18 protein-coding genes are annotated in these 20,159 nt (G+C 54.5%); 15 read left to right on the forward strand and 3 right to left on the reverse strand.

The annotated features are described in order from the left end of the window. The first annotated feature begins 3 nt into the window (after nt 1–3). The 4 genes from envC (at nt 4) to B4M48_RS16000 (ending at nt 4,444) form a co-directional block, all read left to right on the forward strand. The gene (envC, locus tag B4M48_RS15985) at nt 4–1,305 is read left to right on the forward strand and encodes a murein hydrolase activator EnvC (protein ID WP_039381228.1); all 1,302 of its coding nucleotides are present in this window, start codon (nt 4–6) and stop codon (nt 1,303–1,305) included. Between the two features lie 3 nt (nt 1,306–1,308). Next, nucleotides 1,309–2,208: a divergent polysaccharide deacetylase family protein gene (locus B4M48_RS15990; protein ID WP_071668660.1), complete on the forward strand. Its 900-nt coding sequence runs from the start codon at nt 1,309–1,311 to the stop codon at nt 2,206–2,208. Between the two features lie 102 nt (nt 2,209–2,310). Beyond that, complete coding sequence (locus B4M48_RS15995) at nt 2,311–3,540, forward strand: glycosyltransferase (protein ID WP_071668638.1); 1,230 nt, start codon at nt 2,311–2,313, stop codon at nt 3,538–3,540. Next, nucleotides 3,533–4,444 (forward strand): hypothetical protein, encoded by a 912-nt coding sequence (locus tag B4M48_RS16000; RefSeq protein WP_094111633.1) that lies wholly within the window; start codon nt 3,533–3,535, stop codon nt 4,442–4,444. Before B4M48_RS15995 ends, B4M48_RS16000 begins: the two co-directional genes overlap by 8 nt. A 30-nt stretch (nt 4,445–4,474) precedes the next feature. Here B4M48_RS16000 and tdh read toward each other — a convergent pair whose 3' ends face one another. Together tdh and B4M48_RS16010 are read right to left on the reverse strand one after the other, a co-directional pair. Next, nucleotides 4,475–5,503, reverse strand: coding sequence for an L-threonine 3-dehydrogenase (gene tdh / locus B4M48_RS16005; protein WP_071668639.1), 1,029 nt, complete (start codon nt 5,501–5,503; stop codon nt 4,475–4,477). Beyond that, nucleotides 5,500–6,711, reverse strand: a complete 1,212-nt coding sequence (locus tag B4M48_RS16010) for a glycine C-acetyltransferase (RefSeq protein ID WP_283340905.1) — start codon at nt 6,709–6,711, stop codon at nt 5,500–5,502. The genes tdh and B4M48_RS16010 overlap by 4 nt, the downstream gene beginning before the upstream one ends. 230 nt (nt 6,712–6,941) lie before the next feature. Here B4M48_RS16010 and rfaD point away from each other — a divergent pair, with 230 nt between their 5' ends. From rfaD to B4M48_RS16040, 6 genes are read left to right on the forward strand one after another with little or no spacing between them, the layout of a single operon-like run. Further along, nucleotides 6,942–7,874 carry an ADP-glyceromanno-heptose 6-epimerase gene (gene rfaD, locus B4M48_RS16015; RefSeq protein ID WP_071668641.1) on the forward strand — a complete coding sequence of 311 codons (933 nt, stop codon included), beginning with the start codon at nt 6,942–6,944 and terminating at the stop codon, nt 7,872–7,874. A 17-nt stretch (nt 7,875–7,891) separates the two neighbouring features. After that, nucleotides 7,892–8,950: an ADP-heptose--LPS heptosyltransferase RfaF gene (gene rfaF, locus B4M48_RS16020; RefSeq protein WP_071668642.1), complete on the forward strand. Its 1,059-nt coding sequence runs from the start codon at nt 7,892–7,894 to the stop codon at nt 8,948–8,950. Beyond that, a complete protein-coding gene (rfaC, locus tag B4M48_RS16025) occupies nt 8,938–9,906 on the forward strand; it encodes a lipopolysaccharide heptosyltransferase RfaC (protein ID WP_288657203.1) in 969 nt (322 codons plus the stop codon). Before rfaF ends, rfaC begins: the two co-directional genes overlap by 13 nt. After that, nucleotides 9,903–11,084, forward strand: coding sequence for a glycosyltransferase (locus tag B4M48_RS16030; protein ID WP_039381240.1), 1,182 nt, complete (start codon nt 9,903–9,905; stop codon nt 11,082–11,084). The genes rfaC and B4M48_RS16030 overlap by 4 nt, the downstream gene beginning before the upstream one ends. Next, the gene (locus B4M48_RS16035; RefSeq protein WP_288657205.1) at nt 11,071–12,327 is read left to right on the forward strand and encodes an O-antigen ligase family protein; all 1,257 of its coding nucleotides are present in this window, start codon (nt 11,071–11,073) and stop codon (nt 12,325–12,327) included. Before B4M48_RS16030 ends, B4M48_RS16035 begins: the two co-directional genes overlap by 14 nt. Further along, nucleotides 12,324–13,325: a glycosyltransferase family 2 protein gene (locus B4M48_RS16040; protein ID WP_039381242.1), complete on the forward strand. Its 1,002-nt coding sequence runs from the start codon at nt 12,324–12,326 to the stop codon at nt 13,323–13,325. Before B4M48_RS16035 ends, B4M48_RS16040 begins: the two co-directional genes overlap by 4 nt. Here the strand turns inward: B4M48_RS16040 and B4M48_RS16045 are convergent. Then, nucleotides 13,313–14,281, reverse strand: a complete 969-nt coding sequence (locus B4M48_RS16045) for a deacetylase (protein ID WP_039381247.1) — start codon at nt 14,279–14,281, stop codon at nt 13,313–13,315. The two genes, B4M48_RS16040 and B4M48_RS16045, sit on opposite strands and share 13 nt — an antisense overlap. Nucleotides 14,282–14,580: 299 nt before the next feature. Between B4M48_RS16045 and B4M48_RS16050 the strand changes: the two genes are divergently transcribed. From B4M48_RS16050 to B4M48_RS16070, 5 genes are all read left to right on the forward strand, one after another. Continuing rightward, a complete protein-coding gene (locus B4M48_RS16050) occupies nt 14,581–15,705 on the forward strand; it encodes a glycosyltransferase (protein WP_052246462.1) in 1,125 nt (374 codons plus the stop codon). 42 nt (nt 15,706–15,747) lie between these two features. Continuing rightward, nucleotides 15,748–16,857 (forward strand): glycosyltransferase family 9 protein, encoded by a 1,110-nt coding sequence (locus tag B4M48_RS16055; RefSeq protein WP_039381248.1) that lies wholly within the window; start codon nt 15,748–15,750, stop codon nt 16,855–16,857. A 20-nt stretch (nt 16,858–16,877) separates the two neighbouring features. Next, nucleotides 16,878–17,855 carry a glycosyltransferase gene (locus tag B4M48_RS16060; RefSeq protein WP_283340902.1) on the forward strand — a complete coding sequence of 326 codons (978 nt, stop codon included), beginning with the start codon at nt 16,878–16,880 and terminating at the stop codon, nt 17,853–17,855. 72 nt (nt 17,856–17,927) lie between these two features. After that, nucleotides 17,928–19,004 (forward strand): putative lipopolysaccharide heptosyltransferase III, encoded by a 1,077-nt coding sequence (rfaQ, locus tag B4M48_RS16065; RefSeq protein WP_039381252.1) that lies wholly within the window; start codon nt 17,928–17,930, stop codon nt 19,002–19,004. Beyond that, on the forward strand, nt 18,997–20,130 hold the full coding sequence (locus B4M48_RS16070; RefSeq protein ID WP_288657208.1) for a glycosyltransferase family 4 protein: 1,134 nt from the start codon (nt 18,997–18,999) through the stop codon (nt 20,128–20,130). The genes rfaQ and B4M48_RS16070 overlap by 8 nt, the downstream gene beginning before the upstream one ends. Nucleotides 20,131–20,159: the final 29 nt, after the last annotated feature.

The following is a 20,159-nucleotide window of genomic DNA, read 5'->3' on the forward strand; positions in this document are numbered from 1 at the left end:
ACTATGAAGGGAAAAGCGCGCATTACACCTACAAGGACTCATTACAACGGCCCGGCTTCTCAGCTGGTATTCCGCTGGTCCCCCCTCTCCCTCAGCCTGCTGTGTGCGGGTATTTTTTTGCTGCCTGTTACGGGTTACAGCGCTGACGACAATAAAGCGCAGCTAAAAACCATTCAGCAAAGTATCGCGGAAAAAGAGAAGAGCGTTAAAGCTCAGAAAGTTGAGCGCAGTAAACTGCTCGATCAGCTCCGGAGTCAGGAGAAGATTATTGCCCAGGCGAGCCGTCAGCTACGCGAAACGCGCAATAGCTTAAGCACGCTCGACAAAGAGGTTGCTCAGCTTACCGCCTCTATCTCCCGCCTTGAAAAGCAGCAGACGCAGCAGGAAAGCCTGCTGGCGCAGCAGCTCGACGCCGCTTTTCGCCAGGGGCAGCATAATGGTGTACAGCTGCTGCTGGGCGGCGCAGAAGCGCAGCGCAGTGAACGCATCCTGGCCTATTTTGGTTACCTCAACGCCGCGCGGCAAAAAAATATCGATGAGCTGCGGCAGACCCGGCAGCAGCTGGCTGAGCAGCGTCTGACCATGCAGAGCAAACAGCAGCAGCAAAAAAATCTGCTCGTTCAGCAGCAGGCGCAGCAAAGCAAACTGGAAAACGCCAGCGCCGCCCGCAAAAAGACCCTCTCCGCGCTGGAGAACGCGCTGGAAAAAGATCAGGCAGACCTGGTTGAAATGCGTCAGAACGAAAGCCGTCTGCAGGATAAAATTGCCAAAGCAGAGCGCGAAGCGCGTCAGCGGGCCGAGCGCGAGGCGCGTGAAGCCGAGAAGGTGCGCCAGCGTCAGGCGCAGGCCAAAGCGAAAGGCTCCAGCTATGCCCCCACGCAGAGCGAGCGTGAGCTGATGGCGCGTACCGGCGGACTGGGGCGCGCAGGCGGCCAGGCTTTCTGGCCGGTACGCGGCAGAATTGAACACCGCTTCGGTGAGGCGATGCAGGGTGAGCTACGCTGGAAAGGACTGGTAATCGACGCACCGGAAGGCACCGAAGTGAAAGCGATTGCGGATGGACGGGTACTGATGGCCGACTGGCTGCAGGGCTACGGGCTGGTTGTGGTACTGGAGCACGGTAAAGGCGATATGAGCCTGTACGGCTATAACCAGAGCGCACTGGTAAGCGTCGGTGCACAGGTCAAAGCTGGTCAGCCGGTGGCGCTGGTAGGCACCAGTGGCGGCCGCGGTACGCCGTCGCTCTATTTTGAGATCCGCCGTCAGGGCAAAGCTGTTAACCCACTACCGTGGTTAGGAAGATAAGTGCTGTTTTTATCCCGAACGTTACCCGCTCTGCTATGCGGCTCGCTTCTGAGTTTCAGCGTGCAGGCGGCAAAATTAGCGATTGTCATTGATGATTTTGGCTACCGTCCCACCGAAGAGAACAAAGTGCTGGCGATGCCGGCAGCCATCTCTGTTGCCGTACTGCCCAACGCCCCGCATGCGCGTGAGATGGCAACCAAAGCCCATCAGCGCGGTCATGAAGTATTGATTCACCTGCCGATGGCGCCGCTCAGCAAACAGCCGCTGGAAAAAGATACCCTGACGCCGGAGATGAGCAGCGACGAAATCGCCCGCATTATCCGTGAAGCCAGCGGTAAAGTTCCCTACGCGGTTGGCCTGAACAATCATATGGGCAGTAAAATGACCTCCAGCCTGCCCGGCATGCAGAAAGTGATGCAGGTGCTGAATCACTACAACTACTATTTTCTCGACAGCATGACCATCGGCAATAGTCAGGCCGTTGCAGCGGCGCAGGGCACGCAGGTCAAAGTCGTGAAACGCCGCGTGTTTCTTGATGATAATCAAAATGAAGCGATGGTACGACAGCAGTTTACCCGGGCGGTTAAGCTGGCACAGCGGGACGGGTTTGCTATCGCTATCGGCCATCCGCACCCGACAACAGTGCGCGTGCTGCAGCAGATGCTGCCTTCCCTTCCGGCTGATATTACGCTGGTTACGCCAGGACAGCTGCTGAATGAGCCGCTGCGTCACAGCGCAAAACCTGCTGCAGCCTCTCCGGCTAAACCCGCCAGCGTGCGCTTCCGCGCGCCTGCCATCTGTAAAGTCAGTGCCGCGCCAGTGCCGCAGCAGCGGGCAGTGGAAATTATCGGCGAAGGCCTGATGCAGAACCCTTTCATGCTCAAACTGAAAGCGCTGTTTTAAAGCAGCGGTGTGGGCCACCGCACCGCTGACATTCACATTTCAGCCAGAAAGTTTATACTCTTGCCGGAAAACTCACGGCACAGAACAAGGACATCAGCAGGAATGACGCCGCATAAACGAAAAATTCTACTGCTTGATAATGGTCGCGAGTGGGGCGGCGGCACGAATAGCATGCTGGAATTACTGAAGCGGATCGATCGTAACCAGTTCGATATTACCTGCTGCTTTTATCATAATTATTCGCGCGGCAATAACGAAACCATTGAGCAAATTCTTGGATCGTTAACGATTCCGGTGACGTTTATTCCGCAGCGCAGACAACCTCTCTGGGCAAAAATCAGCAAAGAAATAGTCCGCACGCTGCTTTTTTTCAGCAAAGAGAGCAGAAAAAAAGCGATTCATTTTGTGGATCGCCGATGGCGTATTATCCCGAACGCGCACAAGATTGGCGCGCTTCTGCAATCCGGGCAGTTTGACCTGCTTTATATGAATAATCAGCCCAGTACCAACACTGAAGGCTATCTGGCAGCCCGCCCGCTTAATATTCCGGTGGTTCAGCACTGCCGTATTGACCCGGTACTGAATCGCCAGCTGGTCGCGATGCTGAACCGGGACTGCGAAGCGATTATCTGCGTTTCGCACGGTGTCAGTCATACGCTGCAGCGCCATGGTGTCCATCCTCAACTTTGTCATACCGTCAGCAATGCCATCGATATCTACCAGCCGTTGCCCGATCGTACCGCGGTTCGTCAGGCGCTGCAGATTGCACCGGAAACCTTTGTGTTTGGCTCTATTGGGTCACTGATAGCGCGTAAAGCCAATCACCATACGCTGAGCGCACTGGGCCGGTTTCACCGCCTTTACCCTCACGCTGACTGGAAAATGCTGATTGTCGGTACCGGTCCGGAACAGGCTAACCTTGCACAGCTGGCAGAAAAAGAGCAGATTGCTGACCGCATCGTTTTCACCGGTTTTAAAAATAATGCGCTGGATTTTCTGGCCGCGTTCGACACGTTCATACTGGCCTCGCAAAGTGAAGGCTTACCCCGCGTGGTGCTTGAAGCGATGCTGGTCAATACTGCCGTTATCGGATCGCGGGTAACCGGGACAGCTGAGCTGATTGAACACAACCAGACCGGTCTGCTGTTTGAATATGGTGATATTGCAGAGCTGACACAGCAGCTGATCGCTCTGTGGGAGAACAGAGAATTACGTCAGAAATTAACCGACACGGCTGCCGGAAAGGTACGCGAACATTACGCTATTGAAAACTATATTCAGGGCGTAGAAACGGTTCTGGCTAATGTTATTCAGGAAAAGAGTCATGCTTAATTTTTTTAATAAACGTTTCCGCCATATTCGCGCGCGGCATAATATTCCCTACAGCCAGAGTCGCGTGCAGGGCAAGACTCCTGTCACCTCCGTGGTGATCCCGTGTGCGGGTGAGGACTATATTGAAGAAGCGCTGCTCAGCGCCTGCTTTGCCAGCCGTTTTGCCACCAGCGTCACGGAGATTGTTATCGTCAGCGACCAGCCCGCGACACAATTTGGTGAGCTGCCGGCAAAGACCCGCGTTGCCACGCTGACCATTCCGCACCGTGAAGAGAGCTACCGTTATAAACAGATTTACCGCAGCCGGCTGATCAAACTGCAGGCGCCTTTGCAGGCCAGCGGTGACGCGGTTCTGATGATCGACTCTGACCTCAACCTGCTTAAAGATCCTGCCCTCAGCCTGCGTGAAGGCCATCTTTACTCCAGCTTCAGAGAAGGCAGAATGATTGCCAAACTTGAAAACGCGGCTGAGGAGCAGATCCCGGCTTACTATAAACCCGCCATCCGGCCCTATCTGGTTGACCATGTCAACGGCGCTTATCTGGCCGCCACGCGTCAGACCTGGAAGCGTATCTGCCCGCTGTGGCTGACGCTGTTTCAGGATACCTGGGAGCTGATGAATGATAATCAGCCCCCCACCGATCAGCTGCCGCTCTCTGCGCTGCTGGATATGCTCGATCTGGTTACGGTTAACCTGGGCGAGTGGGCAAACTGGCCGGTCTCCAAGCGCATCGGCGGAACGGCAGCGGTCATTCCGCCTGAGGTCATTGGCGCACACGGCGGTTTTCCGTTAAGCGAATGGCAGAAGTATCTGCAGGACCCGGCGCAGCCGCTGCAGTTTAAAGGTCAGGACTATACGCGCAAAGTACGCTACCTGACGGATGAAGAGAAAAAACGCGGCTGATACTACTCCGGCCTGCGGGCCGGAGTCCGTTTAATCCCAGCTCAGCACCACTTTCCCTGACCGTCCGGAGCGCATGTCATCGAACCCCTGCTGAAACGCGTCGATGTGATAGCGGTGGGTGATCACCGGCGTAAGATCCAGTCCGGACTGGATTAACGCCGCCATCTTGTACCAGGTTTCAAACATCTCACGGCCATAGATACCTTTGATAAACAGGCCTTTGAAGATGACCAGATTCCAGTCGATCGACATATCGCCGGGTGGAATGCCCAGCAGCGCAATGCGTCCGCCGTGGTTCATGGTTTCCAGCATCGTGCGGAAAGCAGCCGGTGCGCCTGACATCTCCAGTCCGACATCAAATCCTTCGGTCATACCGAGATCCTGCATCACGTCGCGCAGATTTTCCTGCGCCACGTTAACCGCACGGGTCACGCCCATCTCGCGAGCCAGACTCAGACGGTATTCATTCACGTCAGTGATCACAACGTGACGGGCACCTACGTGCCTGCAGACGGCGGCAGCCATAATACCAATTGGCCCGGCGCCGCAGATCAGGACATCTTCACCGGGCAGATCAAATGACAGCGCGGTATGTACGGCGTTGCCGAACGGATCGAAGATGGCTGCCAGTTCGTCAGAAATGTTATCGGGAATTTTAAACGCGTTGTATGCCGGGATAACCAGATACTCCGCGAAGCAGCCCTGGCGATTGACCCCCACGCCCACCGTATTGCGGCACAGATGCGTTCGCCCTGCCCGGCAGTTACGGCAGTGGCCGCAGGTAATATGCCCCTCTCCGGAAACGCGATCGCCAATGGCGAAGCCTTTCACCTCCTGTCCCATGCTAACCACTTCACCGACATACTCATGTCCGGTGATCATCGGGACCGGAATGGTTTTACGCGACCACTCATCCCAGTTGTAGATGTGGATATCCGTACCGCAAATAGCAGTTTTACGGATCTTAATCAGCAGATCGTTATGACCCGGTTCCGGCACCGGTGCATCCTGCACCATCCAGATCCCCTCTTCAGCTTTCAGTTTGGCAAGTGCTTTCATTTTTCTGCTCCTGCAGCAATCACGCCCAGCCGCTGGCCGACGCGGATAAAAGCGGCGATAGCCTGTTCCAGCTGCGCCTGCGTGTGAGCGGCAGACATCTGCGTGCGGATGCGCGCCTGACCCTGCGGCACCACCGGATAGAAAAAGCCGGTGACGTAAATGCCTTCCTGCTGCAGCAGCGTGGCAAATTGCTGCGCCACGTTAGCCTCACCCAGCATCACCGGAATAATGGCGTGATCGGCGCCGGCCAGCGTGAAGCCTGCCGCGGTCATCTTCTCCCGGAAGAAGCGCGCGTTATCCCATAGCCGCTGGCGCAGACCGTCACCCTCACTCAGCAGATCCAGCACCCGCAGCGAGGCCGCGACAATTGCCGGAGCCAGCGAGTTAGAAAACAGATAGGGACGAGCACGCTGACGCAGCCACTCCACGACCTCTTTTTTCGCGGCTACATAGCCGCCGGAGGCACCGCCCAGCGCTTTACCTAACGTTCCCGTGAGGATATCAACGCGATCCATCACGTCGCAGTATTCATGCGTGCCGCGCCCTGCTGCGCCGATAACGCCCACCGCATGAGAGTCATCGACGATGACCAGCGCATCAAACTCCTCCGCCAGGTCGCAAATCCCCTGCAGATTGGCAATCACGCCATCCATAGAGAACACGCCATCGGTAGCGATCGCGATATGCCGGGCACCTTTATCACGCGCCTCCTGCAGACAGGTACGCAGCGCCTGCATATCGTTATTGGCGTAGCGATAGCGCTGCGCCTTACACAGGCGTATGCCATCAATGATGGAGGCGTGATTCAGCGCATCGGAAATAATGGCATCCTCCGGACCCAGCAGCGCCTCAAACAGGCCGCCGTTAGCGTCAAAACAGGAGGAGAAAAGAATAGACGCTTCCATACCAAGAAAGTCAGCCAGCTTACGCTCCAGCTGCTGATGCGTATCCTGCGTACCGCAGATAAAGCGCACCGACGCCATACCAAAGCCGTGGGAATCCATACCCTCTTTCGCTGCCTGAATCAGCGCCGGATGATTCGCCAGACCGAGATAGTTATTGGCACAAAAGTTAATGACCGGCGTGCCGTGATCAACGCTGATCTCCGCCTGCTGGGCTGACGTAATGCGACGTTCCTGTTTGAACAATCCGTCCTGACGCGTTGTCTCAAGCTGCTGACGGATTTGCGAATAAAACTGATCGGACATGATTCTGCTCCTTAGATCGCAAATTACCGGAGCATCTTACTGAGCAAATAGCAGGCAGACGACATTTCAGCCAGTTAAATGTTCGTTTTGCAGCATAGTTCACGCCGTGGTCAGCGTTTGTGCGATACGCCTCACGCATCTGGCTGTCCGGACAGGGCTGAAATGTTATGATGATAAGTATTCGTGCGTGAAACCTTCTGTTTCACCCTAACTGATTAAAGGCTAAGCATATGATTATCGTTACCGGCGGCGCTGGCATGATTGGCAGCAACATCGTTAAAGCGCTTAACGATCGCGGTCATAGCGACATTCTGGTCGTGGATAACCTGAAAGATGGCACTAAATTCGTCAATCTGGCAGATCTGAATATCGCCGATTATATGGATAAAGAGGAGTTTCTCTCTTACATCATGTCAGGCGAAGATCTGGGGCCGATTGAAGCGGTATTCCATGAAGGTGCCTGTTCCGCCACCACCGAGTGGGATGGCAAGTACATGATGGATAACAACTATCAGTACTCTAAAGATCTGCTGCATTTCTGCCTTGAGCGCGAGATCCCGTTTCTCTACGCCTCCTCTGCCGCGACCTATGGTGGCCGCAATGAAAACTTTATCGAAGAGCGCCAGTATGAAGAGCCGCTGAACGTCTACGGCTATTCAAAAATGCTGTTCGATCACTACGTGCGTCAGATTCTGCCTGAAGCGGATTCACCGGTGTGTGGTTTCCGCTATTTCAATGTGTATGGTCCGCGCGAAGGGCACAAAGGCAGTATGGCCAGCGTGGCATTTCATCTGAATACGCAAATCAGCAACGGCGAAAATCCCAAGCTGTTTGAAGGCAGCGACAGCTTCCGCCGTGATTTTATCCATGTAGATGATGTTGTGGCTGTAAACCTGTGGTGCTGGGAGAACGGCGTATCCGGTATCTATAACTGCGGCACCGGACGCGCGGAGTCGTTCCAGGAAGTGGCTGATGCCGTGCTTAAATTCCATCAGCAGGGCCAGATTGAGTACATTCCTTTCCCGGATAAACTCAAAGGACGCTATCAGGCGTTTACCCAGGCCGATCTGACAAAACTGCGTGAAGCGGGCTATGACAAGCCATTTAAAACTGTCGCACAGGGCGTGGGCGAGTACATGGCCTGGCTGAATCGCAACGCATAAGGACACCCGCATCAGCGATGAAAATTCTGGTTATTGGCCCTTCCTGGGTCGGCGATATGATGATGTCGCAAAGTCTCTATCGCACTCTCAAGGTGGCGCATCCTGATGCGGTCATTGATGTGATGGCACCCGCGTGGTGCCGCCCGCTGCTGTCACGCATGCCGGAAGTGAATCAGGCGCTGGCGATGCCGCTGGGGCACGGCGCGCTGGCGTTGGGCGAACGCCGTCGTCTCGGCAAAACCCTGCAGGCCAGCGGTTACGATCGCGCTTACGTATTGCCGAACTCGTTTAAATCGGCGCTGGTCCCCTTTTTCGCCGGCATACCGCGCCGCACCGGCTGGCGCGGTGAAATGCGTTACGGCGTGCTCAATGATGTGCGGGTACTGGACAAAGCGGCGTTTCCGCTAATGGTAGAGCGCTATGTTGCCCTGGCGTATGACACGCCGGTAACCTCCGCTCAGCAGCTGCCACAGCCGCTGCTATGGCCGCAGCTGCGCGTAGAGGACGACGAAAAGCGCATGACGGCTGCGCAGTTTGGCCTCTCCACCGATCGTCCGGTTATCGGCTTTTGTCCGGGAGCAGAGTTTGGACCGGCGAAACGCTGGCCGCATTATCACTATGCTGCCCTGGCGGAACAGCTGATCGCAGAAGGCTACCAGGTCGTGCTGTTTGGCTCAGCCAAAGATCGCGATACCGGCGAGTCGATTCTGCAGGCGCTGCCTGAGCCGTTGCGTGCGCACGGCAAAAATCTGGCGGGTGAGACGCAGCTGGAGCAGGCCGTGATCCTGCTCGCCCACTGTCGCGCCGTGGTCAGCAACGATTCCGGTCTGATGCACATTGCGGCAGCGCTCAACCGGCCGCTGGTCGCGCTGTATGGCCCGAGCAGCCCGGATTTCACGCCGCCGCTTTCCCGTCAGGCCCGCGTTATCCGGCTAATCAGCGGCTATCACAAAGTGCGTAAAGGCGATGCCGCTGAGGGTTATCATCAGAGCCTGATCGACATTACCCCTGCGCGCGTGCATCAGACCCTGAGCGCGCTGCTACAGCCGGCGCAGGAGCAGACATGCACGTTTTAATCGTTAAAACCTCTTCGATGGGAGATGTTCTCCATACGCTACCCGCGCTTACTGACGCCATGCAGGCGCTGCCAGGTATCCGCTTTGACTGGGTAGTAGAAGAGAATTTTGCTCAGATCCCCGGCTGGCATCCTGCCGTAGATAAAGTTCTGCCGGTTGCAATCCGTCGCTGGCGCAAACACTGGTTTGGCAGTCAGCAGCGCGAAGAGCGCGTCGCGTTTAAGCGCAATTTGCAGTCGCGCCAGTATGATGTGGTTATTGACGCACAGGGCCTGATTAAAAGCGCAGCCCTGGTGACGCGTCTGGCAACCGGCACGAAGCATGGTCTGGACAGCCGCAGCGCGCGTGAGCCTTTTGCGAGCTGGTGGTACGACAGGCGCCATGAGGTCAGCAAGCAGCAGCACGCCGTTGAGCGCACGCGTGAGCTGTTTGCGAAAAGTCTGGGCTATGAAAAGCCTGCCACCCAGGGCGATTACGCCATTGCGGCACATTTTCTGACTCCCCGGACCGAAGCCGCTCCCTCCTGGCTGGTGTTTCTGCACGCTACAACCCGCGACAATAAACACTGGCCGGAAGCGCACTGGCGCGAGCTGATCGGGCTGCTGCAGCCCACCGGCCTGCAAATCAGGCTGCCGTGGGGTGCAATACATGAACAGCAGCGCGCGCAGCGGCTGGCAGAGGGCTTTTCGCATGTGGAAGTACTGCCAAAACTGACGCTGGAACAGGTGGCGCAGCAGCTGGCAGGCGCACGCGCAGTGGTCTCGGTGGACACCGGGCTCAGCCATCTGACCGCCGCGCTGGACAGACCCAATATTACGCTGTTCGGTCCCACCGATCCGGGTCTGATTGGCGGTTACGGCAGAAACCAGCATGCGCTGCGCCCGGTTCAGGGTGACAGCATGGCAGATATCATGCCGGATACGGTGCTGGAGACATTAAAGCAGGTGCTGGTATGAAGAAACTGCACATTATCAACTTAGGTAAAATGGGCGGCGTTGAGCGGCTGTTCCTTCAGTACATTAATGATGTCTCTGACGGAAGCGATGACGTCATCTGCATCAGCAATCAGATCGACCCGGATATTTTGCAGCAGATGCCCCGGCAGCACGTTACCTTCGCTAACCGGCTGTTTTCGCGCTTTCGTCTGAAAAGCCCGCAGTTTCTGCGCAAGCACCTGCTGCAAAAACGCGTAAATGCCAGTAATGCCGATATGATTATCGTCTGGGATCTGGTTCCCCGGCTTACCGCTAAACCCCGCAAGGCAAAACTGGTTTATTACGATCACGGCTGTTCATGGCGTTATCCAAAGAACGGCAAGACGCTTGCGTTTATGGCCATGCTGGATGGGGTTATTTCCGCTTCCCGGGCGTCGTCCAGAGTAATGCAGCACCGCTTCAATCTGCCCTGCCTGCATAAAGTCGTAATTAACCGTCTCGTTACGCCTCAGGGAATAGATCCTGCAGTGCGGCAGCTTAGCCAGCCAGTCAGAATCGGAACGGCATCACGTCAGGTGGGTCTGAAGGGGATCTCCGTTTCGCTACTGATGATGAAAGAGCTGTTAACGCGCGGGCACAATGTCACGCTTGAAATTGCCGGCAAAGGCCCTGACCGTGAAGCATTTGAAGATTTAGCGCAGCGGCTTGGCATAGCAGAGCGTGTCAGGTTCAGTGGTTTTCAGCATAATATTGCCGAATTTTTCAATCGCGTTGATATTTACATGAGCACGCCGGTGACCGAGCCTTTTGGGCTCTCATGTATGGAAGCACTCTATTTTGGCGTACCTGTAATTTTTCCTTTTGTCGACGGGCAGCCTGAAGTGATTGCAGACAAAATTTGCGGCGTCGGCTTAGCACCAAAAGTCTCTTTGAGTGAACATCAGCAGCTTACGGGAATTGATGTCAATTTCCCTTATCAGGTGTATGACCCGATAAAAGATGACATGACAGAACCGATGCTGCTTTCTCATATCGATTGTGCTGATGCGTTTGAATTTCTGATACAAAAAGAGAACTATCAGACATACAGTGAAAATGCTAAAAGCTGGACTATGAAGCACTTTGACTATGCGTATTTCAGACATGAAATAGAGAGTTCCTTAACCGAGATTGCGAATACAAAAAATGCAAATCAGTAATTACCTGGCAAGGCGTGAAGCTCCTCACTCAGCAATAAGTACCCTGATATTTTTTGGATGCGCAACTGCGCTGCTTACAGCGCCCTTTGGTGGCAGCTTTGGCCGCAACGTATTTTATATAACCAGCTATATTGCTTTTATTACCCTGGCTACCCATGCCTTATATTACGCTAAATTGCGAATAAATATCGCTTTGCCTGTAGCTATGTTACTGGTGGGTATCGCCAGTATCATCTGGACCGCGGTCTATAAACAGCCTGGTGACTTTATCAGCCTCTATCGCCAGTATCAGTCAACGGGCCGCTTGCAGATATCGGGCGCACTTATTCTTTTCTTTGTTTTAAATGATAAAAGCGATTTGCGCCAAAAAGCCATCCTTGCCGCACTGCTGACTGGCCTGGCGGTTAATGCCTATGCCATCTATCAGGGCGTCTGGCTGCATCTGCGCCGCGTTGAGCTGAACTTTGATCGGGCCACCATGGCTGCCTATATCATCAGTGCTGTTAATTTATTGTTTCTCAAAGCAATTTTGTTGCAGAAAAACAAACTTAAGCTTTTCCTTTTTCCTGCAGCCTTTCTGTTTAGTTATCTTGCCATTATTCTGACCGGCACGCGTGCGGCAATGCTTCTTTTTCCCGTAATGGCCCTGATACTCGTCTTATTTTCAAAAAATGTTATCAGCAGAAGATATAAAATCGCGCTTTTTGTCATTATTCCAGCGCTGTTTATCGCCGGCTCGCTGATATTCAAAGAAAAGATTGCTAATCGCATCGACGAGTTACAGCAAAATATTGCAGATATGCATAAAAACCGCGGTGAAAACTCAGTTGTCTCCCGCCTGAGCATGCAGATTATTGCTTTGCAAACCGGCATCGAGTCACCTGCGGGCCAGTCAGCCGAACAGCGGGCTCTGCTGGCCAGAAAGATCATTCAGCAGCAGCCACAACTCTATGGCGCCTTACCCTACCTGACGGTTCATATGCATAACGAAGTGCTGGAAACCTTTTCGATAAAGGGTATCGCCGGCGCGCTGGCACTGGTGAACTTCTATATTATGCTGCTGGTTTATGCATTCAGGCGCGGCGGCAATGCGCTTTTACTGACGCTGGCGCTGGCATTGATCGGTTATGGGTTAAGTGATGTGATTTTCTTTAGTACAGAATGTACGCTGATCTACTGCCTCACTATTATATTTGCTTTCTCCATGATGAAAGGCCCGCATCATCAGGAAAAAAATCAATGACGAAATCGATCCCGCCTGTTTTAAGCATCATTATCCCCTGCTTTAATGCGGGGGAGTTTATTATTCCCTGCCTGCAATCGCTGTTTGCGCAACTTGAATCTGACATTGAGGTCATCATTATTGATGATGGTTCAACAGATAACTCAGTCAGCGTGATAGAAAATTTTTTGCAGGCACAACAGCACCAGGCAGTTCGGTTTCTGCAGCAGAAGAACTGTGGGATTGCTGATACCCGCAATACCGGCATGCAGCAGGCTCAGGGAAAGTTTGTCACATTTATTGATGCAGACGATATTATCAGCAGACACTATATTGCGGTTATCAGGCCGCTGCTGCTGGCTGATAATGATGATTTAATCGACTTTAACTATCAGCGTTTTGAACATCAGCCGCCTGATGAGACGGAAAAAGTCGATGTAAAACATATCGCCTATGACTTTCAGACTCTGGGGATAGATTGCCTTGAACCCCTGTTCCAAAAATCGATGTGGCATCTGTGGAACCGGGTTTACCGCCGCGCTCTGCTGAGCGGTGAAAGTTTCGCATCAGGCAGGCGCTACGAAGATGTTATCTTTACGCCTTTCCTCTATTTCAGGACAGATAAGATTACGCATCTGGACAATACGCTCTATTTTTACCGCGATAACAAAAGCGGTATTACGCGCAATGTCAGAAAAAGCGATATCGATGATCTGACCTTTGCCATGCAGAAAATGCTTGCCTGGGCAAAAGATAAAGATAATTCTCGTCAGCGTCTGGCATCCTATATGCTGATGGACTGCTTTAAAGAAATAAAGAGTATGTCGAAAATCATCTACGGCTATTACTATTATGAACGCTCTGCCATCACGCTGTTCCGCGCAGCGGCAATAATCTGCAAGGGCAACTGCAGGACAAAAAAATATCTGCAGCTGCGCTTTCCTCAGGTCGATACACTCTTCTCATACCTGAAAAGCCGGTTCAGAAAGCGCAAATCTGAAACGCATCAGCGTGCATGAGCTTTTTTATGCAAGGCATACTCTGTCAGCGTCATTCCCTGTACACGCGGCTGAAGCCAGATAAACAGCTGCTCCAGATCGTCGTACAGCCTGTCGATGTCCGCCTCCGTTTTAAACGTGGGGCTGCCGTCTGGCATGAATTCAGAGGAGTGCAGCATAAACTCAATGTAATCACTGCCCTGATCGAGCGTCTGCGCAGCAACCTTTTTCATTTCATTCAGGTTGCCGCCGGTCGGGCGCAGCCAGTTAACTGAGGGACCACGCGGCTTGCCACGCAGCTGATTCCACGCCTTTTTAAACTGGTTGGTCATCGCGCCATAGCGATACTGAATGCTCATGGGCAACTCCAGCAGCGAACTGTTACCCGGCTTTGAGATATCGCTGGTGTCTATATAGTAAGCGCGATCGGGGAAATGACTATAGTCGGTTCCTCCGCTCCCCTGCGGGGCGCCGGATGAATTACGCCAGCTGACCCGGGGCGTCACGGAGCAGTCAACCAGATAACCGTTATCGATTAAAGCCTGCGCATAAACTTCGTTAAAGGCCCAGCGACCGGCGCGATGACTGGTCATTTTTTGCTGAAATGCATCCTCCAGCAACGCCGTCATAAAGGCGACCTTATCGCGTAAAACGGACTCAGGATACTCAATCAGATAGGGTTGATAACGCCAGTCATCCTGCGTCAGTTTATATTCCGGCGGGCTATACCAGGCGTGAAGATGCATACCGATCTCCCCCTGTCCGCGGGCCAGTAGATCCTGTCCGAACTCTACATAGGCAGGATCGCTCGCCATCTCGTAATTCGTCAGCCAGGTGGGTTTGAAGCCATACTTTTCGCACAGCCTCTGAAAGCGGGGCAGGAAGCTGACATTATGCGTTGTCACCTTTCCGCTGCGGTTGCGCCACAGGTTATCGCCTTCCGTATCCAGGGTAATCAAAAAGGCAGGCTTTTCCATAACTTGTCCGGTATATTTCACTGTTATCATCACTATGGTACGCACCGCCTGTGGCAGGCGCAAACTTTTCCAGCGCCGCTGGCCGGGTCAGGGAGCAGCGCTCTGATTAAACCAGAATAGCGTGAATAAAAAGCAGGGCGGATTTATCTTTAGCTGCTTACCGCGCGCAGTTATGGCAGACTTTTTACAGCATTCGTTCATTTGCCGATAAACGTACTCATATCGGAAAGATAATAGATCAGTTTCACCACCAGGCTGACAGGCAGGCAGAGGTAGATAATTTGTCGAAACGCATTTTAATGGTGATCGATGGTTTGCCCGGCGGCGGCGCCGAAAAAGTCGTCTTAACGCTGGCTGAGGGTTTTATTTCCCTGGGACATCGTGTCTCGATTTTCTCTCTGCGAAAAATATGCGATTACCCTATCCCTGCAGGCGTGGATTATCAGGTGGTGTGCGATCACAGCGTCCGCCCGTGGCGAAAAATGACAGAAACCGTACGCCGTGCGCGCTTGCTGGATGAGGCGGTACGCCAGAGTGAAGCGCTGAACGGCAAGTTCAGTTTAATCTTTTCCCACTTACACAAAACCGATCGCATTGTCAGGCGAGCCCGATCGCTTGATTCTGCTAAAACCTGGTACTGCCTGCACGGCGTCTTTTCTGCCTCCTATCTGGGACGCAAAACAGGTTTTTCCCGCTGGTTAAAGCAGCTAAAAATACGCTACGTCTATCAGGGGCGTCAGCTGGTCGGCGTGTCGCAGTATGTTATCGATGATCTGATAAAGAATGTCGGCGTCAGGCCACGCCTGACCCGCGTTATTTTCAATCCTTTCGACTTTGATCGGCTCGACGAGCTGGCGGCCGGGCCCTGCCCGCTGGCCGGCCAGAATTACCTTGTCCACGTAGGACGCATTCATGAGGCGAAACGTCAGGACCGTTTGCTCGACGCTTATGCGCGGAGCGGCATAATGGCTCCCCTGGTGTTGCTGGGTCAGGGCAGCGCGAAACTCCTGGAGGCGTTACGCCAGCAGGCACGGGATTTGGGCATTTCAGAGCGCGTCTGCTTCGAAGGCTTTCAGCAAAACCCTTATCCGTGGATCCGCCATGCTCAGATGCTGGTTGTGAGTTCAGATAGCGAAGGGTTTGGCAACGTGCTGGTTGAGGCTTTACATTGCGGCACGGCGGTAGTCAGTACACGCTGCCCCGGTGGCCCGGCTGAGATCCTGACCGGCCCGCTCTCCCGCTGTCTGGCCGATCTGAACGCCGCATCGCTGGCAGAAAAAATGCGCGATGTGTATGCCAGCCCCCCCGATTTACAGCACCTCGATTTAAGCATTTATAGTCTGGCTACGATTTGTCAGCAATATCTGCAGCTGGATCCTGTAACAGAAACATCATTTTCAACGGCACGCCATGTTTCGAATTAAGAAATCCCCGGTGGGATGCGGCCAGAATATGGGGATAATTGCTTGACCTACCTTATTATATTTATCATTTTTTGCCCGATTAAATGGGTAATGAAGCTGTTCCGGACGCGCAGCGAAAAAAATCTGGTGATTCAGACCGCCAAAATTGGCGATTTTATTAATATCACTCCGCTGCTCACGCACCTCGGGAAAAGCGATGCGCTGCTGAGCAGAAGCGTTGCGCCGCTCGCCAGCAATGATGTCACCCTTGAACGCATCTGGTATATCGAAGAGTATCGTTCCAGCCTGCTGAAAAAGCTCAGGTTAGTCTGGCATCTGCTCAATCGCTACGACAATATTTATCTGCTGCACCCGACTAACCTGAATCTGTTTATTGCCGCCTGCTGCAATGCAGATAATAAGCAGTTTCTGTCCAGCTATCGCCGCAAGGGGTATCAGAACCTTTTCTATTACACCGCAAGCGGCGAAGTGCAGCATGAAAAAAATACGCTGACGCTGGAAAACTATCTGAAGCTGGCCGATCGCTCTTTCACTAAAGAGAGCTACCCCAAACACGCGACGCTGCCGCTATGGCAGCCTGATTCCCTGCCCGCAGAGATTACCGCGTGCGCGGGAACGCGTATCGGTATCAGTGTGACCGCCGGTAATCAGGCCAAAACCATTCCGCCAGCTATCTGGCAGCGTTTGTTTGACCACCTGAGCGACCTTCACTGCACCTTTTTTGCTTTTGGTGCGCCGAATGAACAATCGCGCGTTCAGGAGCTATTCAAAACAGCCGGGCATCGCGACAACCTGATCAGTCTGGTGGGGAAAGTGTCGCTGGAAGCGCTGCCGGCCGTTATCGGCGAAATGGATTTTTATATCGCCTCCGATTCCGGCAATGTGTACATCGCTGATGCACAGCAGGTACCGGTGATTCTGATTTATGGTCCCTGCTGCGCAGAAGAGCAGAGGCCGCTGGGCGATGTACTGCTGATTGGTCCTGACCATATCGCGCCCTCTTCTTTTGTCTTTGATGCGCAATATAAATTCGCGCATCCGGTTGAACAGCTTTTCAACCTGGATCAGCGTAAGCTGAGTGATATCCACGATTTTATTCGCACCCGACAGCAGCAGCGTCTGGCGCGCCGAAACAATGAAATGACCTCATGACAGCCCAGCCAGAACATTCCATGCCACTACTCAGCCTTATTATCCCGATGTTCAATGCCGGCACTGAGTTTACTGCCTGCCTCCAGGCGCTGTTAGCCCAGACGCTGACCGACCTTGAGATCATCATTGTCGATGATGGCTCAACTGATGGCTCCGGCGAGCAGGCGGACGCTTACGCTGCACGCTATCCGCATATCCGTGTGATCCATCAGGCCAACGGCGGCGTGTCACGGGCGCGAAATGCCGGCCTGGCGATCGCGCGCGGTAAGTACGTCAGCTTTCCCGACGCCGATGACACCATGGATGCAGCGATGTATCAGACGCTGACGGAGATGGCAGAGCGTGATGGACTCGATGCAGCACAGTGCAACGCCGAGTGGTATTTCAAAGCGAGTCAGCGTACCAGACCGCTTATTCCTCACGATCGTCTCACCAGCACCGCTGTGCTGAGCGGACCTGAGTGGCTGAACACCGCGCTCAGAACGCGGCGTTACATGCATGTTGTCTGGCTCGGCATCTATCGTCGTGAGCTGATTACGCGCTGCAATCTGCTGTTTGAGCCGGGACTGCATCATCAGGACATTCCCTGGACCACAGAATTTATGTTTAACGCCACGCGCGTGCGCTATACCGATCGCGTGCTCTATCGCTACTACATGCACGACGCTTCCATCAGTAACCGCAAACGCACCGGCCAGCGCAACGTAGAGTATCAGCGTCACTACCTGAAAATTGCCCGGATGCTGGAAGAGCTGAACCAGCGCTATCGCCGTCATATCCGCATTTATCCGGCATTTCACTACCAGATCACGCATGAAGCGCTCAGCGTCTGTCACGCTATCCGGCGCGAGCCTGAAGCGGAAGCGCGGCAGGCAATGCTGGCGGATCTGTTCAGTACAGGGACGCATAAACGTATGCTGCGCAATGCGCGCGGCCTGAAGCAGTGGTATCAGCTGCTGCTGTGGCTGAGCCGCATTTATCGCTGGCGCCAGAAATAAGCACCACTGCTCGCTTTAACCCCTTTCGGGTTTGCCCTACAATCGGCTCACTGAATCCTGAGATCAATAAGTATGGCAAGCCCGATTCCAGCCCGGTTCACACCACAATCTATTTTAGTGATCAAACTGCGCCATCATGGTGACATGCTGCTGACAACGCCTGTTATCAATGCGCTGCGTGCGCGTTATCCTGATGCACATATCGATGTGCTGCTCTATAAAGAAACCCGACCAATGCTGGAAGCGCATCCGGCAATTCGCCAGCTGCATATTATCGATCGCAGCTGGAAAAAAGAGGGCAGCCTGCAGAAACTGCGCCATGAACTGGCGCTGCTCTCCGCCGTTCGCGCCTGCCGCTACGATCTGGTGATCAACCTCGCCGACCAGTGGCGCAGCGCCATTATTACCGGCCTGTCAGGTGCTGCGGTGCGCATCGGCTTTGCCTATCGCAAACGCGACAACGCCCTCTGGCGCTGGTGCCACAATCAGCGCGTCCCTACCACCCGGCATCATCAGCTGCATACGGTTGAACAGAATATGAGCGCGCTGGCTCCGCTCGGAATCGACGTAACAAATGCAGTCGCGTCGATGCATTTCAGCGAAGCCGATCGGCAGAAAGTAGATGTTTTGCTGGCGCAGCAGCAGATCGCCGGGCCGTTTATTGTGCTGCAGCCTACGTCGCGCTGGGTATTTAAATGCTGGGACGATGAAAAGATGGCGCAGCTGATCACGGCGCTCTCTGATGAAGGGCATACCCTGGTGCTGACGGCAGCGCCGGATAAAAAAGAGCTGGCGATGATAGCGCATATTCAGTCGCTCTGCTCCGCCTCACGCGTGGTATCCCTTGCCGGCCAGCTGTCGCTGCCGCAGCTGGCCGCGCTAATCGACGCGGCGCAGCTCTTTATTGGTGTCGACTCTGCGCCGATGCATATGGCCGCGGCGCTGGACACGCCCTGCCTGGCGCTGTTCGGACCGACAAAGCTGCAGCACTGGCGCCCGTGGGGCAATAATAACCGGGTGATCTGGGCAGGTGATTATGCACCGCTGCCGTCGCCCGACTCGATCGACACCCGCACGGAGCAGCGCTATCTTTCCGCGATTCCGGTCGCCGATGTGCTGACCGCCGCAAGGAGCTATTTGCATGAATAAAATACGTCTGGCTATCGTCCGGCAGAAATATCGCCCGGACGGCGGGGCCGAACGCTTTATTTCACGCGCGCTGGAAGCGCTGGATAGCGAGCAGCTGGATCTCAATATCATTACCCGCAGCTGGCAGGGCGCGCCCAATCCCGCCTGGCATCTGCATATCTGCAACCCGGCAAAGTTTGGCCGCATCTCCCGCGAGTGCGGGTTCGCACGTGCAGCGCGCGCCTGCTGGGAGCGGGAACAGTTTGACCTTGTTCAGAGTCACGAGCGCATCGCCGGGTGCGACATTTTTCGTGCCGGCGACGGCGTACATCGGGTCTGGTTAGAGCAGCGGGCGCGCATTGTTTCCCCGTGGCAGCGTCTGAGCGCAGCGCTCAGCCCGTACCATCGCTATGTGCTGCAGGCTGAAGCGGAGATGTTTAACGATCCGTCGCTCAAAGCGGTGATCTGCAACTCTGAGATGGTGAAGCGGGATATCCTGCGCCATTTCACGCTGGATGCCGGCAATATTCACGTGATCCACAATGCCATTGACAGCAAACGCTTTCAGCCCGCGACACCCAGCCTGCGCCATGCGGCGCGCCATCAGCTGCGGCTGCCGCAGGATGCGCACGTGATGATCTACGTCGGCTCCGGGTTTGAGCGCAAGGGGCTGAAAGCGGCGATCGAGGCGGTGGCGCAAACCGATCGCTATCTGATTGTGGTCGGTCAGGATAAACAGCTGTCGCGCTATCAGCAGCTGGCAAACCAGCTTAACTGTCTTGATCGCCTGCGCTTTGCCGGCGTTCAGCAGGATGTGCAGCCGTTCTATCACGCCGCCGATGCGCTGCTGCTGCCAACGCTGTACGATCCATTTCCGAATGTGGTCCTGGAAGCCATGGCCTGCGGACTGGCGGTGATCACCAGCACCGGCTGCGGCGGAGCCGAGTTTATCCGTCACGGTGAAGAGGGCTTTGTCTGCGACGCGCTGGATATTCGCGCGTTAAAAGAGGCCGTGCTGGCGGTGCCTGCCCTGTCAGACGACAACCGTATGGGCGCCGCCGCCCGCTGCCGGGTGGAACCTTACGGGCCTGAGCGACTGGCAGATGCGCTGACCTCGCTCTATCAGCGCGTGCTGAGCCAGCGCTGACGAAGTGATGTGAGCAGGCGGTGAATTTC

Origin of the sequence: Pantoea sp. UBA6567, from assembly GCF_002434165.1 — a bacterium.
GTDB lineage: Bacteria > Pseudomonadota > Gammaproteobacteria > Enterobacterales > Enterobacteriaceae > Pantoea > Pantoea eucrina.

Coding starts and splice junctions, on each gene's coding strand:
- rfaD (WP_071668641.1), top strand. CDS start 6,942: ATGATTATCGTTACCGGCGGCGCTGGCATGATTGGCAGCAACATCGTT.
- B4M48_RS16030 (WP_039381240.1), top strand. CDS start 9,903: ATGAAGAAACTGCACATTATCAACTTAGGTAAAATGGGCGGCGTTGAG.
- B4M48_RS16000 (WP_094111633.1), top strand. CDS start 3,533: ATGCTTAATTTTTTTAATAAACGTTTCCGCCATATTCGCGCGCGGCAT.
- B4M48_RS15995 (WP_071668638.1), top strand. CDS start 2,311: ATGACGCCGCATAAACGAAAAATTCTACTGCTTGATAATGGTCGCGAG.
- B4M48_RS16040 (WP_039381242.1), top strand. CDS start 12,324: ATGACGAAATCGATCCCGCCTGTTTTAAGCATCATTATCCCCTGCTTT.
- B4M48_RS16050 (WP_052246462.1), top strand. CDS start 14,581: ATGGTGATCGATGGTTTGCCCGGCGGCGGCGCCGAAAAAGTCGTCTTA.
- B4M48_RS16060 (WP_283340902.1), top strand. CDS start 16,878: ATGCCACTACTCAGCCTTATTATCCCGATGTTCAATGCCGGCACTGAG.
- rfaC (WP_288657203.1), top strand. CDS start 8,938: ATGCACGTTTTAATCGTTAAAACCTCTTCGATGGGAGATGTTCTCCAT.
- envC (WP_039381228.1), top strand. CDS start 4: ATGAAGGGAAAAGCGCGCATTACACCTACAAGGACTCATTACAACGGC.
- tdh (WP_071668639.1), bottom strand. CDS start 5,503: ATGAAAGCACTTGCCAAACTGAAAGCTGAAGAGGGGATCTGGATGGTG.
- B4M48_RS16070 (WP_288657208.1), top strand. CDS start 18,997: ATGAATAAAATACGTCTGGCTATCGTCCGGCAGAAATATCGCCCGGAC.
- B4M48_RS16010 (WP_283340905.1), bottom strand. CDS start 6,711: ATGTCCGATCAGTTTTATTCGCAAATCCGTCAGCAGCTTGAGACAACG.
- rfaF (WP_071668642.1), top strand. CDS start 7,892: ATGAAAATTCTGGTTATTGGCCCTTCCTGGGTCGGCGATATGATGATG.
- B4M48_RS16035 (WP_288657205.1), top strand. CDS start 11,071: ATGCAAATCAGTAATTACCTGGCAAGGCGTGAAGCTCCTCACTCAGCA.
- B4M48_RS16045 (WP_039381247.1), bottom strand. CDS start 14,281: ATGGAAAAGCCTGCCTTTTTGATTACCCTGGATACGGAAGGCGATAAC.
- rfaQ (WP_039381252.1), top strand. CDS start 17,928: ATGGCAAGCCCGATTCCAGCCCGGTTCACACCACAATCTATTTTAGTG.